This window comes from Streptomyces sp. NBC_00122 (assembly GCF_045160845.1).
Taxonomy (GTDB): Bacteria; Actinomycetota; Actinomycetes; order Streptomycetales; family Streptomycetaceae; genus Streptomyces.
Window position 1 is genome coordinate 2540628 of the sequence record NZ_CP108191.1, and the last position, 15417, is coordinate 2556044.

At 73.5% G+C, this 15417-nt stretch carries 13 protein-coding genes and 1 pseudogene; 6 read left to right on the plus strand and 8 right to left on the minus strand.

The features are described 5' to 3' along the window. Window positions 1-31: 31 nt before the first annotated feature. The 3 genes from OG737_RS11915 to OG737_RS11925 are packed head-to-tail and all read left to right on the plus strand — an operon-like array spanning window position 32 to window position 3271. Window positions 32-559 (plus strand): hypothetical protein, encoded by a 528-nt coding sequence (locus tag OG737_RS11915; RefSeq protein ID WP_405679758.1) that lies wholly within the window; start codon window positions 32-34, stop codon window positions 557-559. Window positions 560-594: 35 nt separating this feature from the next. Continuing rightward, window positions 595-2934, plus strand: a complete 2340-nt coding sequence (locus OG737_RS11920) for a bifunctional polysaccharide deacetylase/glycosyltransferase family 2 protein (RefSeq protein WP_405679756.1) — start codon at window positions 595-597, stop codon at window positions 2932-2934. A gap of 58 nt (window positions 2935-2992) precedes the next feature. Next, on the plus strand, window positions 2993-3271 hold the full coding sequence (locus OG737_RS11925; protein WP_328926166.1) for a hypothetical protein: 279 nt from the start codon (window positions 2993-2995) through the stop codon (window positions 3269-3271). A 464-nt stretch (window positions 3272-3735) separates the two neighbouring features. Here OG737_RS11925 and OG737_RS11930 read toward each other — a convergent pair whose 3' ends face one another. Continuing rightward, complete coding sequence (locus OG737_RS11930; protein ID WP_328926167.1) at window positions 3736-4212, minus strand: SRPBCC family protein; 477 nt, start codon at window positions 4210-4212, stop codon at window positions 3736-3738. 586 nt (window positions 4213-4798) lie between these two features. Here OG737_RS11930 and OG737_RS11935 point away from each other — a divergent pair. Both OG737_RS11935 and OG737_RS11940 read left to right on the plus strand, forming a co-directional pair. Continuing rightward, a complete protein-coding gene (locus OG737_RS11935; RefSeq protein ID WP_405679755.1) occupies window positions 4799-5626 on the plus strand; it encodes an alpha/beta fold hydrolase in 828 nt (275 codons plus the stop codon). Between the two features lie 38 nt (window positions 5627-5664). Continuing rightward, the gene (locus OG737_RS11940) at window positions 5665-5778 is read left to right on the plus strand and encodes a helix-turn-helix domain-containing protein (RefSeq protein ID WP_405922415.1); all 114 of its coding nucleotides are present in this window, start codon (window positions 5665-5667) and stop codon (window positions 5776-5778) included. Window positions 5779-5889: 111 nt separating this feature from the next. Here the strand turns inward: OG737_RS11940 and OG737_RS11945 are convergent. Further along, window positions 5890-6135, minus strand: a pseudogene (locus tag OG737_RS11945) (aldehyde dehydrogenase family protein); the annotation flags it as partial. 189 nt (window positions 6136-6324) lie between these two features. Here OG737_RS11945 and OG737_RS11950 point away from each other — a divergent pair. Next, on the plus strand, window positions 6325-6984 hold the full coding sequence (locus OG737_RS11950) for a TetR/AcrR family transcriptional regulator (RefSeq protein ID WP_405679754.1): 660 nt from the start codon (window positions 6325-6327) through the stop codon (window positions 6982-6984). A 248-nt stretch (window positions 6985-7232) separates the two neighbouring features. Here the strand turns inward: OG737_RS11950 and OG737_RS11955 are convergent, their stop codons facing one another. From OG737_RS11955 to OG737_RS11980, 6 genes are all read right to left on the minus strand, one after another. Continuing rightward, window positions 7233-8912 carry a DUF6297 family protein gene (locus OG737_RS11955; RefSeq protein WP_405679753.1) on the minus strand — a complete coding sequence of 560 codons (1680 nt, stop codon included), beginning with the start codon at window positions 8910-8912 and terminating at the stop codon, window positions 7233-7235. Next, window positions 8903-9622 (minus strand): ATP-binding cassette domain-containing protein, encoded by a 720-nt coding sequence (locus tag OG737_RS11960; protein ID WP_405679752.1) that lies wholly within the window; start codon window positions 9620-9622, stop codon window positions 8903-8905. The genes OG737_RS11955 and OG737_RS11960 overlap by 10 nt, the downstream gene beginning before the upstream one ends. After that, window positions 9619-10593, minus strand: a complete 975-nt coding sequence (locus tag OG737_RS11965) for a thiopeptide-type bacteriocin biosynthesis protein (RefSeq protein WP_405679750.1) — start codon at window positions 10591-10593, stop codon at window positions 9619-9621. The genes OG737_RS11960 and OG737_RS11965 overlap by 4 nt, the downstream gene beginning before the upstream one ends. Further along, on the minus strand, window positions 10590-11972 hold the full coding sequence (locus OG737_RS11970; protein ID WP_405679749.1) for a hypothetical protein: 1383 nt from the start codon (window positions 11970-11972) through the stop codon (window positions 10590-10592). The genes OG737_RS11965 and OG737_RS11970 overlap by 4 nt, the downstream gene beginning before the upstream one ends. 67 nt (window positions 11973-12039) lie before the next feature. Next, window positions 12040-13914, minus strand: a complete 1875-nt coding sequence (locus OG737_RS11975; RefSeq protein WP_405679748.1) for a YcaO-like family protein — start codon at window positions 13912-13914, stop codon at window positions 12040-12042. Continuing rightward, the gene (locus OG737_RS11980) at window positions 13911-15416 is read right to left on the minus strand and encodes a hypothetical protein (RefSeq protein ID WP_405679747.1); all 1506 of its coding nucleotides are present in this window, start codon (window positions 15414-15416) and stop codon (window positions 13911-13913) included. The genes OG737_RS11975 and OG737_RS11980 overlap by 4 nt, the downstream gene beginning before the upstream one ends. Window position 15417 lies beyond the last annotated feature (1 nt).

Here is a 15417-nt window from a genome sequence, read left to right on the forward strand (position 1 = left end):
CCTCGTCCGCCACCCGTAGAGGCTGTCCACGATGCAACAACCGGCTCACCTGGACGACGACACGATGCCGCTCCCCCGCATCTCCGCGGTCGCCACGGACGTCCCCGCCCCCGCCCCCAGACCGGTCTTCGTCGACTCCTCCGGCCGGCGCCAGCGCCGGGTACGCCGCCTCGGCTGGCTGCTGGTCGTCCCCGCCGCCGCGTACATCGTGCTCCTGATCAGCTCGCTGTTCGGCGGACCCACGCTCCGCTCCCCGTTCCTGCCGTCCCCGCGCGTCCCGGAGAACGCGCAGAGCAGGCCTCCCGTGGCCGAGCCGGGCGCCCCCTCACCCGGCGCCGCACGCCGCACGGGCGCGCCCGGCACCACGCCCCGGACGTCCCCGTCCCCGCCCGGCGCCACCGGAAAGACCCCGGCCGGGGACGGGCGGCCCGGCGCCACCGCCGGGCCCGCTCCCGCCGCTTCCAAGGGGAGCGGTCCGGCGCCGGGGAACGGATCCGGCGGCCACGGCCGGCCGACCTCCCCGCCCGGCCAGGGCGGGAAGCCCACCGCTCACCCGTGACCCGCCCGGACCACCACAGGCAGGAAGCACACCCCTTGTCGAAGAACCGCCGCCTGCCCCGCGGCCGGCACAGCACCGTGCGCGACGTCCCCCTGCGCACCCACTGGCTGCTGCTGACCGCGCTCGTCCTCACCCTCTCGGCCGCACTGCTGCTGCAGGGCTACAGCAAGCACATGTTCGACGCGACGCCCGACGGCGCACCGCGCGGGGCCGGGTCGGCGGCGGCTGCCGTGCCGGCGCAGATCCGGTCGGGCGGCCCGGTCATCGACGGCGCCGCCGCGCGGACGGTCGGCCCCGCGCCCCGCACCATCGCCCTGACCTTCGACGACGGTCCCGACCCGGTCTGGACGCCGAAGATCCTGGACGTCCTGCGCCGCAACGACGTGCACGCGACGTTCTTCACCGTCGGCTCGCAGGTGGCGGCCCATCCGGAACTGGCCCGGCAGATCGTCGCGGACGGCCACCAGCTCGGCGTCCACACCTTCACCCACACCGACCTGGGCGCGGTCTCCGCATGGCGGCGCTCCCTGGAACTGCGCGAGAGCCAGCTGGTCGTCGCCGGCGCCACCGGAGTCACCACCCCGCTGCTGCGCCCGCCCTACTCGTCGACCAACCGGGCGCTGGACGACGCGGACTGGGCCACCGTCACCCAGGCCGGACGAGAGGGCTACCTGACGGTCCTCACCACATTGGACAGCCAGGACTGGCGTCGCCCGGGTGTCGGGCAGATCGTCGCCAACGCCACCCCCAAGGGCGCCGACGGGCAGGTCGTCCTGATGCACGACGCGGGCGGCGACCGCTCGCAGACCGTCGCGGCCCTGGAGCAGCTCGTCCCCCGGCTCAAGGGCGCGGGCTTCCGCTTCGCCACCGTCGGCGACGCGGTCGGCCTGCCGGCGCCCACCCGGCCGGCCTCGACCGTCGACCGGTGGCAGGGACTCGCCCTCAGCCAGGCGCTGCGTACGAGCGACTGGGTCCTCGAAGCGCTCGCCTGGCTGATGTGGGCGGCCGGTGCGATCAGCGTGCTGCGCGCGGTGGCGGTGTTCGTCGCCGCCCGCCGCCACGTGCGGATGCGGCGCAAGCCCTGGGGCAACCCGGTCACCGAACCCGTCAGCGTCATCGTCCCCGCCTACAACGAGAGCGCCGGGATCGAAGCAGCCGTCCGCTCCCTGGTCGCGTCGGACCACCAGGTGGAGGTCATCGTGGTCGACGACGGCTCCACCGACGGCACCGCCGACATCGTCGAGGCCCTGCGCCTGCGCGGCGTGCACGTCATCCGCCAGCGGAACGCCGGGAAGCCGGCCGCGCTCAACACCGGCATCGCCGCCGCGACCTGCAACCTGGTGGTCATGGTCGACGGTGACACCGTCTTCGAGCCGGACGCGGTCCGCATGATCGTCCAGCCCTTCGCGAACCGGCGCGTCGGCGCGGTCTCGGGCAACGCCAAGGTCGTCAACCGCGGCGGCCTGCTCGGCCGCTGGCAGCACATCGAGTACGTCGTCGGCTTCAACCTCGACCGCCGCCTCTTCGACCTCGCCGAATGCATGCCCACCGTGCCCGGGGCGATCGGCGCGTTCCGCCGCGAGGCCCTCCTGCGCGTCGGCGGCGTCAGCGACACCACCCTCGCCGAGGACACCGATCTGACCATGGCGCTGTGCCGGGACGGATGGCGCGTCGTCTACGAGGAGCGGGCCAAGGCCTGGACCGAGGCTCCCGCGTCGCTCGGCGCACTGTGGAAGCAGCGCTACCGCTGGTGCTACGGCACCCTCCAGGCCATGTGGAAGCACCGCGGCGCCCTCACCCAGCGGGGCCAGGCCGGGAAGCTCGGCCGTCGCGGCCTGCTGTACCTGCTGATGTTCCAGGTCCTGCTGCCGCTGCTCGCCCCGGTCGTGGACATCATCGCCGTCTTCGGCCTCATCTTCCTCGACCCCCTCCGGATCATCGGCCTGTGGTGCGCCTTCCTCGCCCTCCAGGTCTTGATGGGCCTCTACGCCTTCCGCCTCGACGACGAGCGGCCCGGGCCGCTGTGGAGCCTGCCGCTCCAGCAGTTCGTCTACCGCCAGCTGATGTACCTGGTCGTCATCCAGTCCGTGTTCACCGCGATCGCCGGGTCCCGCCTGCGCTGGCAGCGCTCGGAACGCTACGGAAGCCTCCAGGCCCCCGCGGAATCCGGCTCCCGGCCGCAGCCGCAGCCGCAGCCACAGCCACAGCCGCAGCCGCACCCCTCGGTGCAGGTGCCGGCGCAGGTGCCGGCGCAAGTGCCCCAGCCGGTCCGCGGGGTTCCCGACCACCTCGCCGGGACGCGCATCGAGCGCTGGCCCCCGTACGCCGAGGAGACCGGGGGCACCGGCCGGCCGCCGGGCATGCCGCCCTGGTAGCTCGTGGTTACGCTGGAGACGCGGAAGCCAACCGTGACGACCGGTGGGAGGCCCCCTGATGAGACGACGCCATCACTTCCACGTCGATCACGCCGGGCACTCGGTCAGTGCCACCGTCCAGACGGGCCGCCGGGTGGAGGTGGAGGTGCTCGTCGACGGCAAGGAGACGGGCCACGCGACGACGCACGACGACCACCCCGTCAGCGTGCCCGTGGAACTGCCCACGGATCCGCCGAGCACGGTGTCGGTGCGCGCCACGCCCGGTCCGGGGGTGCCGCGCTGCTTCCTCGAGGTCGTCGGAGCCGATCCCCAGGTCATGTCCCCACGCCCGTACTGACGGGACGCCGATCGGCCCGCTCGGGCCGCCCTCGGCTCCGGGGCGATCTCCCCGATCACGCCCTCGACGTCCCGGGAGAGCTGCGGGGCCACGGGCTCGGCGGCCCGCAGGGGCTGGAATTCGTGCTACTCCGCACGGTGGTAGCCGCGACGGTCGTACCAGCGGCAGACCGCCCAACCGCCTCTTGGTCGTCGAGCACCCGCCACGCGTCCTCGCGGGACGTGACCAGGCTCCACCGCACACGGCCGTCCTTCTGGGCGCCGCGTGCGATGCCGTCGGCAAGCTCGCGGCCCAGGTTCACGCTGCCGTGGGGCCCGTACTCCCCTCGTCCTCGGCGACGAGCCGACTGATCTCGTTGCTGCTGAACGGTATTTGAGCAGCGCCGTGCGCCCCCGACCTGGGCGGCGCGACGGGACGGCCCTGGGTCGGCGTGGGGGCCTGACGGGTCGACCCAGGGTCTGACCTCAGCCGCCCAAGGCGGCCTTGAGCCGGCCGAGCGTGGTGCGCATGCCGGCGCGGTTGGCCTCCGCGCGGTCGGCCGGGCGCGTACCGGTGAACACCCGCCCGAGGAACTCGGCGGTCCGGGCACCTCGGCCCGTCCGCAGGTCCTCCCAGTACTCCGTGACCCTGGTGACACCGCCCTCCGACCGGAAGCGGTAGCCCCACAGCGCCACCGGCAGTCCGAACGCGGTGACCCGGAAAGCGAATTCGGAGGGTCGATCGGACAGGGTCACCCGGCACGTGGTGAACCAGACCAGCAGCCCTTTCCGGTTGAACCCGACGAACGTCGTCCCCTCGCGCGCCACGTGACCGCGATGCCAGACGGCGAAGCACTCCGGGCTCCACTTGCCCATGTTCCGCACGCACGAGACCGCGGCGTACACATCCTCGACAGAGGCGCCGACCAGGACGCTCTCCTCGACTTTCCATAAACGGTTCACAATTCCCCGGGTGGATCGAAGGGATGTCACGATTCCGGACCGGCCGGACCTTAGCCAGGCGTGAAGTGGGGCGCAACAGAGGAGTGCCAGAAAAGCGGAAGACCGTCGTCCCCATCGGCGAGGACGTCGGGTACGCCGAGATTCCCAGCCCATCTCTCTTGACGGCGTCACGGCGACACTCCTAACGTAGAACGAGTCGGATCGTTCTGACCCTGCCATGGTCGCACACGCCGACCTCGTGACGCGGCGGCGACGGGAGTGACGAGTGGAGGCACGTCCGGCCGTCGTCGGGCGGGCAGCGGCGGTCGCCGAGCGAGCACGGCGCATGGACGCGCCGAGGCGGCGGACCGCACCGGCATCGCCGCTTTTGGCGGACTCTCCGCCCAGTTGCCCCGCCTCACCTTTCCGGTATGGGACGCACACACATCGACATCGGACCGAGTCGTCGACGGGTTCCCGGTAGAGATCCACCCGATTCCGTGTCGTGGAATCCGTTGCGGCAAACTCAGGAGGAGTACATGTTGCAGAATGCCCGTAGCCGGGCCCATCCATCGGGCCTGCCGCGCCCCGCGTCCGGCGATACGGCGTGAACACCCACTGGCGGCCGGCCGGACGCCCGGGCCTCTACACAGCGGGCCCGCGAGACGGCACGCCCTTGGTGCTCGTCCACGGCATCCGGTTGTCGGCCTGGATGTGGGCCCCGTACGCCGCCCGGCTCGCACCCGACTTCAGGATCACCGCGTGCGACCTGCCGGGGCACGGAGCGCTGCGCACGGATCCCTTCACTCTGGAGGGGGCCGTCGAGCAGATCGACGCGGCGGTCGCCGAGGCCCGCGACGCCACCGGACTCTCCCCGTGGGTCGCCGGTTCGTCACTCGGGGGCTACGCCACGCTCGCCTACGGCGCAGCCCGCCCCGGCCGGGCGGCCGGCCTGCTCGTCAATGGCGCCACCGCACGGACCACCGGAGGAGTCCGCCGCGTGTACGCAACCGCGGACCGGGTCCTCCGCGCCATGGGGGAATCACGCGCGGACCGTCTCAACAGGTGGCTGTTCCGGAGGGCGTTGCCGTCCGAGGTGTGTGCCGCGGTACTGCGCGGCGGGCTCGCCGTGCGCGGCTTCGGTCAAGTCGTCGCCGACCTCGCCGGCAGGGACTTCCTGGCCATGGCCGGGAGCATCACCACGCCGGTCGTCTTCGTCAACGGCCGTCGGGACCGGCTCTTCCGCTCCGGTGAACGGGACTTCGTCGAGGCCGTGCGCAGCGCCGGAACCCCGGTTCGGCTGGCGCACGTCCCCGGCTCCCACGTGCTGTGCCTCACGGACCCCGACACCTTCAGCCGGGTACTCGTCCGCGGCCACCGTGAACTGGGCCGGCTCACGGCCCCTCCTCCGGCTCCGGCCCTCCCCTCCCCCTGACCCCGCCCGCCCCGGCGGCGCCCACTCGCGCCCTGCACCTGCACGCCAACACGCTCACCTACCGGCTGGACCGCTGGCACGAGCTCACCGGCCTGGACCACCGCGACTACATGGGGCTCGTCACCTCCCGCACGGCCGTGGGATGCGTCTGAGCCGTACCGTCATCCACCGGACGGGCCGAGCCGGTGGATGACGGGGCACGGCCCGGTCCTCCCACGGCAGTGCGCCGTGGCGCGCTCACCGGGAGTACAGCCAGCTGATCACCACCGCCCGATGGCCGGGGTGTATTCGCTGGGCTTGAAGACCACCGTGTTGCCCGCCGCCAAGGCGTAGGCGATGGACCCGACAGGTGTGTGCACGGGGTAGTTCCACGGCCCGATCACACCGATGACGCCGTAGGGCCGGTATTCCAGGGTCGCGAGGTGATTGAGCATCAGCAGACGCGACGGAACGCGTCGCCGCGCCAGCACGCTCCGCGCGTTGCGAGCGGACCAGTCCACGTGCGCCAGCCAGGCGCCCCGCTCCGCCCGGCATGCGAGGCTCGCTGCGCACGCCGTACCGTCGTGCCCGGTTCCCTATCTGCCGGAGTGGGCTCCCGGGACGCGCTAGCGGCTCATAATGAACACGATCCGACTCGTTCTACGGCGAGGCGGCCAGACATCCGACCCGTCCATGAACACGCGTTGCAGGAGAGGCGAATGGGGACAAAGCGAACCTTGCAGAACGTCGTGGACGCAGGCGGCCCTCACCGCCGGGACCTCGAAGCGAGGCGACGCATCCTCGCCTCCACACTCGAGCTGCTGGAGAAGCGCGGGTACGCGCGCCTGACCATCGAGCAGGTGGCCGTCAGCGCCAAGGTCGGCAAGGCCACTCTCTACCGGTCATGGCCCAACAAGGCGGCCCTGGTCCTCGACGCGGTGCGGAGCAGGCTCAAGGAAGTGCCCACCGTCGAGACCGGGAACACCCGCGACGAGCTGCTGAGCGTCGCGAAGGAAGCCCTCGCCAGCTTCTTCGGGTCCCCGCAGGTGCAGGCCATCCTTCCCGCTCTCGTCGCCGACACGGCACAGAACCCCGAACTGCGCCGGCAGTTGCGCGAAGAGGTGATCGAGCCACGCAGAGCCCGTTCGCGCACGGTGATGGAGCGGGCGATCAGCCGTGGTGATCTCCCCGAGGACACCGACATCTCGCTGACACTGGAGATGTGGGCGGGAGCGATGATGTTCCGCAGCGTCTTCTACGACGGCGGTTACGACGACGACGCCCTGGCCCGGCTGGTGGACGCCACACTGGCCGCCCCGCCGCGCTTCGGCACCGCCGAAGGCACGGAGCCCGTCGCCGACACCGGCGACGGCGCCTGACCCTTCGCCACTGACACATCCCCCCTAGCGCACGGCATCTCCCGTGCCGCTCACATGCCCTTTGATCCTCGCAGGGTGAGCCACCCACCTCCATCGGGGAATCCCCGAAATACGGCCGCGCGATTCCGTGTATCCGACACATCTGATGACAGCCGTGATCGCCCCGGCCGAGGCCGTGCAGGAAGCACAGCCGGCCGGGCTGCCCTTATCGCTGGCGATGTCGGCTGCGAGGAGGGTCCAGGGACAGTTCACGTGTGCAAGTCGCGTGCCTGACGGGTGATCCGGCGGACCGCCCAGGCGATCACCACAGTCGACCGGGCGGCGAGCCACAGCACCGCGGAGGCATCCGGACCGGCGGACGGTCCGGCCACGGTGTGCCAGAGCCAGGGGGCGGTCACGAACCCTGCGGCCAGGGCGGGTGCCAGTCGCCACAGCAGGAACGGCAGGGCGGCGTACCAGTCGAGCGAGAGCGCCAGGAGGTCGTACCGGGGCGCGCCCCGGTAGGCGCCGACCAGCACGGTTGCCACCAGCGCCGGCCCCGCGACGAGCAGCGTCACCGCATAGGCGGTGAGCGTTCCGGCGGGGGCGCCCGGCAGGAGAGCGGCCGACCGGGCGGCCGCGGCCGCCGCCCAGAGCAGCAGGACGGGCACCACCAGGTGGCCGACGGCCAGGGCGGCGGGAGAGACGGGCAGCATCAGCGTCCGCCGCGGCCGGTCGGTGTCCTGGTAGGCCGGTTCGGCCAGGGCGACCGCGGCCAGATACGGGGGCACGACCAGGAACAGGCCCAGCGCAGTGGCTTGCAGCGGCCCGACCGGGCCGTGCGGGGTGTCCCGCATCCAGTGGGCGACCAGCTGGAGCTGGGTGACGCCGACGGCCAGCACCGCGAGGGCTGCGGCCGAGCGGCCGGGGTGGCGCAGGAAGACGACGGCGTCCCGCCACGGCCCCACCGCCCAGCGCGATCGAGGCAGCGGCAGACGCAGCCGTGGGCGCCGCCGTCCGGCGCGTGCGGCTGACTGCATCACCAGCGTCAGTGCTCGCAGGTCCAGCAGGGCCGCACCCTGGGCGGCCTGCCGACTGGTCCCGCCCCGGCTCGACAGTTCGGTGGCCGGGATGCTCCCGGCCACTTCGAAGGCCGACCGCAGTGCGGCGGCCGTACAGAGCAGGAGTACACCGAGCGCCGTCGCCCAGGTGGTCGCGTCGCCATGGGACGCCGCTACCGTCGCCCACCCCGACCAGCCCCACGGTCCGCAGAACGCGGCCGTCGCCGTCAGCGCGGGCACGGACGGGCCCGCGGCGACGACCACGCCGCCGGCCACGGCGAGACAGATGCCCAGGGCCCGGGCCTTGGGGGCCAGGGCCGGACGGGCCTCTGCCCATGCCCCCACGGCCACGGCCAGACAGGCCAGTGCCACATGCGCGCCGATGGCCACGGGCAGCACGGTGAGCCGCGGTCGTCCTTCGAGCAGGAGCGCGAGGGCGGCCATGAGGGTGCCGATGAGCAGTCCCGCGAGTGAGGCGGCGGACACGGCACGCATCAGGCGGGGCCGCAGGAGTCGTCCGCGGTCACCGGGCAGCGGTAGCAGCCAGGTGATCTCGGAGGCGGCGAGCAGTACCGGCCCGAGCCTCGTGCACACCGCCAGTTCGCCGGCCCACAGCAGCAGGTTGGCGCCGACCAGCACGGCACGGGCCGTCGCGCCGCCGGACCAGCCGAGGGAGCGTCCTACGACCGGCGCCGTCTGTATCAGGCCGGCGAGCATGACGGCGACCGCGAGGGCGGCACACGCCCAGGTCCATACGTCGTCGAAGCGCAGCCGCCCCGAGCCCCGCTCGCGGCGGGCCGCCGTCATTCCTGCGATCGCCTCGGCCGTGGCGGCCGCCGGATCGGCGGCGTCGTGCCGTTCGCCCGCGCTGCGTGCGGTCACCGCCATGGCCACGCCGCCGACTCGGCGGTCACCTCGGCGGGCGTTCCGACGGCGGCCGTGCGGCCCCGCTCGAGCAGCAGTACCTCGTCGGCGACCTCGTCCACGACTCCGCGGTCGTGGGAGGCCAGCAGGATGGCCGTGCCGTTCCCCTTCGCGGCCCGCAGCGCGGCCGCGAGCCTGCGCCGGGCCCGTACGTCCAGCCGCTGTTCGGGCTCGTCCACGACGATCAGACGTGCGGGCCGTACCAGGACCGAGGCCAGCATGAGCATCTGCCGCTGTCCCGCCGACAAGGTGCCGGGGAAGGCGTCGAGCTGCTCCGCCAGCCCCAGTTCCGCCAGGACCCGGGCCGCCGCCGGCCCTGCGTCCGCGCCGAGGCCGTGGGCGGTGGCGACCATGCCCACGTGCTCGGCGACCGTCAGATCCGGGAAGCAGTCCGCCCCGTCGAGCAGCAGCGCGACGTCGCGGCGGAAGGCCACGTCCACTTCACGCGGTGGGGCGCCGTCGAAGCGCACTTCGCCCCGGTCCGGTTGCTGGCGGCCGACACACACACGCAACAGCGTCGATTTCCCGGAACCGTTGGCACCCGCCAAGACCAGGCAACGGCCCGGTCCCAGTGCGAGGTTCACGTCCTCGAGCACGGCCTCGCCGTCATATTCGACGTGGACGCCGCCGACCCGCAGGAGATCCGGCCGCGGCGTGTCCGGTGCGTCAGTCATTCCCCGCCGCCCGCTTCCCCGCTCGCGGCCCAGAGCCGCAGGGCTGCCTCCGCCAGAATAAATTCATCATGCACGAAGATACCAAGGCGGTTCAGCGTCATATGGGTGTGAGAGAGGAGAAGGCCGGTTTCCGCATCGTCGCCCAGAGAGGCAACTCCGAGCGGCAGCAGAGCGGTGAGCGATTCCAGCCACGGAGACACCGCGGAGGAGCGCTCGGCCAGAGCACGGGCGCTGACGCCGCCCTGCCCTGCGAGCACGTCGGCCCATCGGGCCGCCTGCCGGGCCAGTTCTCCCGACGGGAACACCTCTCGGGGAGCGGATGCGGACCAGCGCCGCCAGAAGTCGGCGTGCCGCCGCAGTTGGCGTACGACGGGATCGCCGGCCGACGGGTCCGGAGCGGACAGCGCGGCGGCCTTGAGGAGAACCTCGACGCCCAGGAGTCGTAGCCTCAGACCGTCCAGAGGGGACCCTGCGGCCCGCAGCGCCAGTTCGCTGGAGACCGTGAAGGCGGCCTCACTGGCCTCCAGGGCCGTACCGCTTCCGTAGCGTGCCGTTTCGGGCTCGTAGACCGCCGGGTGCACGCCAGGGTCGAGCACCGTGCCCGCCCGACGCTGGTCCACCGTTGGATCACTCGCGGTCGAGGCTGCCGCCAGGTCGCCGATGGAGCGCAGGTACTCCTGCGGAGCGTGGCCGTCCGACGGCAGACCGGCAAAGGCCCGCCGTACGGCCGCGTCCAGTTCCGCCGGCTGTGCGCCCGCCTGTGGCAGGAGCCGGATCCGCAGGTGCGGGCCGCCCTCCCAGTAGCGGATGAAGAACCAGCGGCGCAGCAGTCCGGCCTCCCGCAGCGGTGTGATCAGCGCGGGAAGGTTATCCCGCACGAGCGGGGAGATGCGGTCGGTCCCGGAGCCGTCCGCCGGCACGTGCACGTGCCAGGCCAGCCAGCCGGATGCGTTGGGGTGGGGACTGGTCATGTGGTGCCTTCGTCTTCGCCGGACAGGGTGGGGGGCTGTCGTACGTCCAGGGCGGGCTCGGTGAATCGGCCGGGGCCGCAGGCCAGTTGGTAGATCGGCACCTGGCCCGCGTCGAGCCGGAGTGCCTGGGCGGCGAGCTCGGCGTCGTAGCTGCGCAGCGGCCGCGCGAACAGCCCGTGCGCCGCCATGGCGTACGACAGGTGCTGCGCCGTCCAGCCGGCCGCTGCCAGCAGATCGGCGGCGATCCGCGGGGCGGGGGCCGGTGACGTCTCGCAGGCCAGGCCCGGGTCCGCGGTGAGCAGCCAGACCAGGTTGCAGGCGTTCAGTTCGAAGGCCAGCCCGGGTGCGGGAGCGGAGTCGATGAGCAGCGCGCCGCGCGCGGCCGCGCGGTCGCCCACACGGTGGGCCGAGCCGTCGAAGTGAACTCGGTGGCAACCGGGTTCCACGCCTTCGACATCGCGCACCCAGCAGTACAGGCGGAGGGCGGAGCGGGCTGCTCGGAGCGCTCCGAGGCTCTGGTCACCGGCTGCGAGCGCGGCCAGGGCGTCGCGCCATACGGGTGCCGTGACCGTGCGGTGGGTGCCGGTGAAACCCGAGACGCCGCGCGGCACTCGGCCGCTGTTGCGATTCCAGAGCACCTCGTTCCAGGTCGGTGCGGTGGTGGGGGCGTCCGGCGGTGCGGGGGGCCGCGCACTGCTGTCGTCCGTCATCCGGTAGCCGGGCAGGGCGGGGCCCGGCAGCGGGGCGGTCCAGGCAGGTGCGCCGTCCGTCGGACCGGTGACCGTCAGGGGACGGCCCAGGGCCCGGCCCAGCAGCGCCGTCGCGGCCAGGACGTGGCCGGTCTCCAGACCGGCCAGGACCGCCCGCAGCGGGCCGTAGAACGAAGGCAGGGCGGCGGGCAGCGAGAACGTCTCGATGTGGTCCGGCGCCCCGCCCGGCGCAGCGGGTACCCGGAGCGTCCCTGATGCCTCGGGTATCAGGAAGCCTGCGGCGCCCGCCTCGTGGGCGACGAGCCGAACGGGGAACTTGCAGCGGGCCGACGGGTACGCCCGGTGCTCGCTGTACGGATTGTCGGTCTCGAAACGGACCGGGGCGCAGACGGTGGCGGCGATCTCCTGCAAGGAGACACCGGCCGGCGGCCCGGCCGCCGGCCAGCGGGTGCGCTCCAGCAGGTCCCAGCGGGCTGGCACCCCGCCGGCCGGGCCGTCGGCGAGTGCGGCGACCGCGGCGCGCACCCGCTGCAGCTCGGGACGGGCTTCGGGGTCCACCCGGGTGTCACCGGACGGCTTGGCCGCCAGGATCGTGCGGAGCTCGGCCGGACGGTCGTCGTCGGGTCGGCCGGTTCCTGGTGAGGTGGGGGAGGGGGAAGGAACGACCACGGACGGCAGCCACTTCTTTCGGAGTCAGGACACGGGAGGGTCCGGCGGGCGGGACGGGGAGGCCGGTTCAGGGGAAGGGGTGGACCGTGAGCCGGTCCAGGGACAGGCCCAGTGGTCCCGTCGCCGCCAGGAGCCGGGGCAGACCGAAGACACGCTGATGGGCGAAACCGAAGGTCAGCGGGATGGATCCGGGTACGAGAACCCGTACGGCGCGCAGGCCCGCCGCGCGGTGCTCCCTCCCTGTCTGGTCCACGACGAGCACCTCGTCCATGCCCGCCTTCGTGAGCAGCGCGAGCATCGTGTCGCGTGCCTCCCCCAGCGTGCGCGCCCCGTGGAGGGGCGAGGCGGGGAAGGCGTCGGCCAGGGGCACCGGCGGACCGCTGAGGAACGGCTCGAAGGCAGGGGCCGCCTCGGGCACCGAGTACCACTGGATGTGGTCGTCGAGATCGGTCACGTTCCAGCGGTCGGCACGCAGCCGACGGGCGCGGGCGGGGTCGGGCGTGACCACGTCCCCCAGGACCAGCGGCGCCAGTTCGGCCACGGCGGCGCGCACGGCAGTGGCCGGATCGGGGTGGGCGGCCGCCGTGGTGAGGCTGTACTTCTCGGCGGAGCGCGGGTTGACGGCCAGGGCCCACACGGCCGGCACGGGCACGTCCTGGGTGATGACGCACAAGTGCACCTCGTAACCGGCTGCGCGCATCGCCGCCCGCAGCTCGAGGGCCGTGGTGTCGGACACCGAGGACCAGTCGACGCGCGGGACCGGCTGCCCGGCCCACCAGGTCAGCAGGAACGCGTCCCGTTCGACGACTTCCAACAGCGCGTGCAGCGCCGCCTCGTCGACGGTGGCGCCCAGGGCGCAGCCGTTGGACGACTCGTACAGCACCCGCCCCCACTTCCGGCCCGGCCGGGGCTCGGGGTGCACGTGGTACGAGCCCGCTTCCAGCGGCACCCAGCAGGTGTCCGCCGTGCCCCAGACCCGGGCCGGAATCCACCGCAGGACGTCATCCGGGGCGAACGGGTCGACCCGGCACGACGGATGTGCGTGCTGCTCCGGTGCGAGGACGCCGAGCCGACGCGGGTCCAGCGCCCGCCCGGGCAGTGCGTCGTAGGCGCGGCGCAGCGGTCGGGCGGCGCGCACCACGGCTTCCGAACCGGAACGCTCCAGCCGCTCCAGCAGGGCGAGCCGGGACGCGGCCGCGACGGTGCGGCCCCGGCCGTAGCCCGCCGCCTCGGCGGCCGATCCGTGCCGGGCGTGCACCGCGGCCACCAGCGAGGCGGGGCTGTCCGGGACGGACTGGAGCCCCACCACCGGGCCGTACCGGTCATCGACCAGGAGCCCGGTCAAGGACTCCAGCGCGAGGTCCGGTCCCGGGATCTGCCTCATGTCCGCGTCCAGGTCCACGTCGTGAAGGTCCGGGTCCACCCCGTGTGGGCTGTCGGCCACGCCGGACGGGATCGGTGTGCCGGCGGTGTGCTCGCATGCGGGGCAGCCGGTCTGGGGCGCCACGCGGTGCCGGGAGCTGCCTCGGGGCGAGACCAGTACCGTTTCTCCAGGTTGCAGCCGTTCGTGGCACGCCAGGCGGACCGCGGCGCTCAGCGCGTGCAGCGCCGCCTCCGCGTGGTCCGCTCCGGCGGCCAGCCGCCGCGGAGGGTCGGTGATTCCGCGGGTACGCAGATGCGCGGACACCTGGCACAGGGGGCAGCCGCCTGCCACGCCCTCCCGCCACGGCGGCCCGATCTCCACCTCGGCGCCCCACAGGCGTACGGGCAGCAGGGGCACGCCGAGCGCGGTGGCCCGCACCATCTGCTCCTGCTCCCAGGCGGCGTCGTGTCCGGCCACCAGCATGGTCAGTGCGCCGTATCCGGCGGCGAGTTCACCCAGTGCCTCTGCGGCTGGCTCGGGGAGCCGACTCGCTTCGTGGACCGCGAGCGGGGCAGTCATCGCACACCTCGCGGGATCCGCACGAGCACACCGCACGCCAGCGGGGCGGCGCCGAGGAGCGCATCGGGTTCCGCGGCGCGGAAGGCGACCTCGTACCCCAGCAGGGCGGTCGCGACCGCCGTGGTGTCGGGCCGTTCCCGTGCGACGTCCGCGGCGATCCGGCAGTCGACACCCAAAGACCGCGCCAACTCGGCCGAGTGCGGGGACAGCTGGGCTCGGGCTCGGGCGCAGTCCGCCGCCGACTCCAGCGCACCGGCCCGGTCGAGGCCCCAGGCGCTCCCCCGCCACGGCCCCCGCTCCGTGACGGCCCCGTCGGCCCGGTACTCGGCCTCGGCGAGCACCAGCCCCACGGCGGTCTCGTGCACCCGGTACCGCCATCCCGTGCCGTCTTCGGCGCGCTCGTCCGCAACGCCGTCGACCCACTCCGGCTGTGCGTCGCCCACCCGCTCCGCGGCCGCTAGCCGCAAAGCCGCGTCCAGCAGGGCCACGTCTTCCGTGGCACCGGCGCCGCCGGCCGGATCACCACCGCGCAGGAACGCCCGCAGCGCCTCCTGGTCCGCTTCGCCCCGGGTGCGTCCCCAGCCCACGGCCGACGATGCGTCAGGACGCCCGGGGCCAGGCACGACGCGGCCCACGCACACGGGTAGTTGCGGCCAGTCGACGGGGGTGTCATGGCGATGACAGCCGATCAGCTCGTCGGCCCCGGGGCCGCTCATAGCGGGCACCGGGCCGGGCCCGTCAGCCGGCCCGGCAGCGGGCCGCAGCTCCACCGACCGCCAGCCCAGGGGTCGGGAGTCCACGATGTGCACGGTGCGTGCACCATCGGCCGCAAGTCCGGTCAGCTCGCGGAAGGCCTGTTCGGCGGCGAGCCCCGCGGCGAGTCCGGCGGCCACCGCACCGGGCTCCCCCGGTACGGCCAGCCGGGCGCGCAGCGCGGCACGGCTGACCGGGTCGGCGAGGCCGGAGGAGGCAACCCACAGGCGGGCTCCCGCCGGCTCCAGGCGTACGCGGAGACCCTGTTGGCTGATGGTCAGGGTCCACTCACCCGTATCCGGCTCGGTGCCGTCCGCCACGGTGCGCACGGCCACGCCGCGCTCGGCGAGCGACGCCTCGGCCGCCGCCGTGAGGGCCGTCGGCCCCGTGACCGTCACCTGTGCGGCCGCGAGTCGGTTCAGCGCCTCCTGCGGGCGGTCGCTGTAGCTCTCCACGTAGGCCACGGCGGCCTCCGGTACGCCCGGCGGGACGTCGTACGCGTCCACCAGCGCGCCATGGGAGCGCAGCTGCGCCACGACACGTTCGACGAAGGGCGCCGCCTTCGGGTTGCCGGTCGCCGCCACGAGTTCGTCGGTCGTACGAGGCTCCTCCAGCGCCCGGATCCAGGCGCAGGCCGGCTCCACCAGGGGCGCCGGCAGTTTGAGGGTGAAGGACTCGCCTGGTGTCTGGACGAACACGCCTCCCGCGACGGCCCCGTACACGGTGCTGGGGCGGAGTTTCACGAGCATG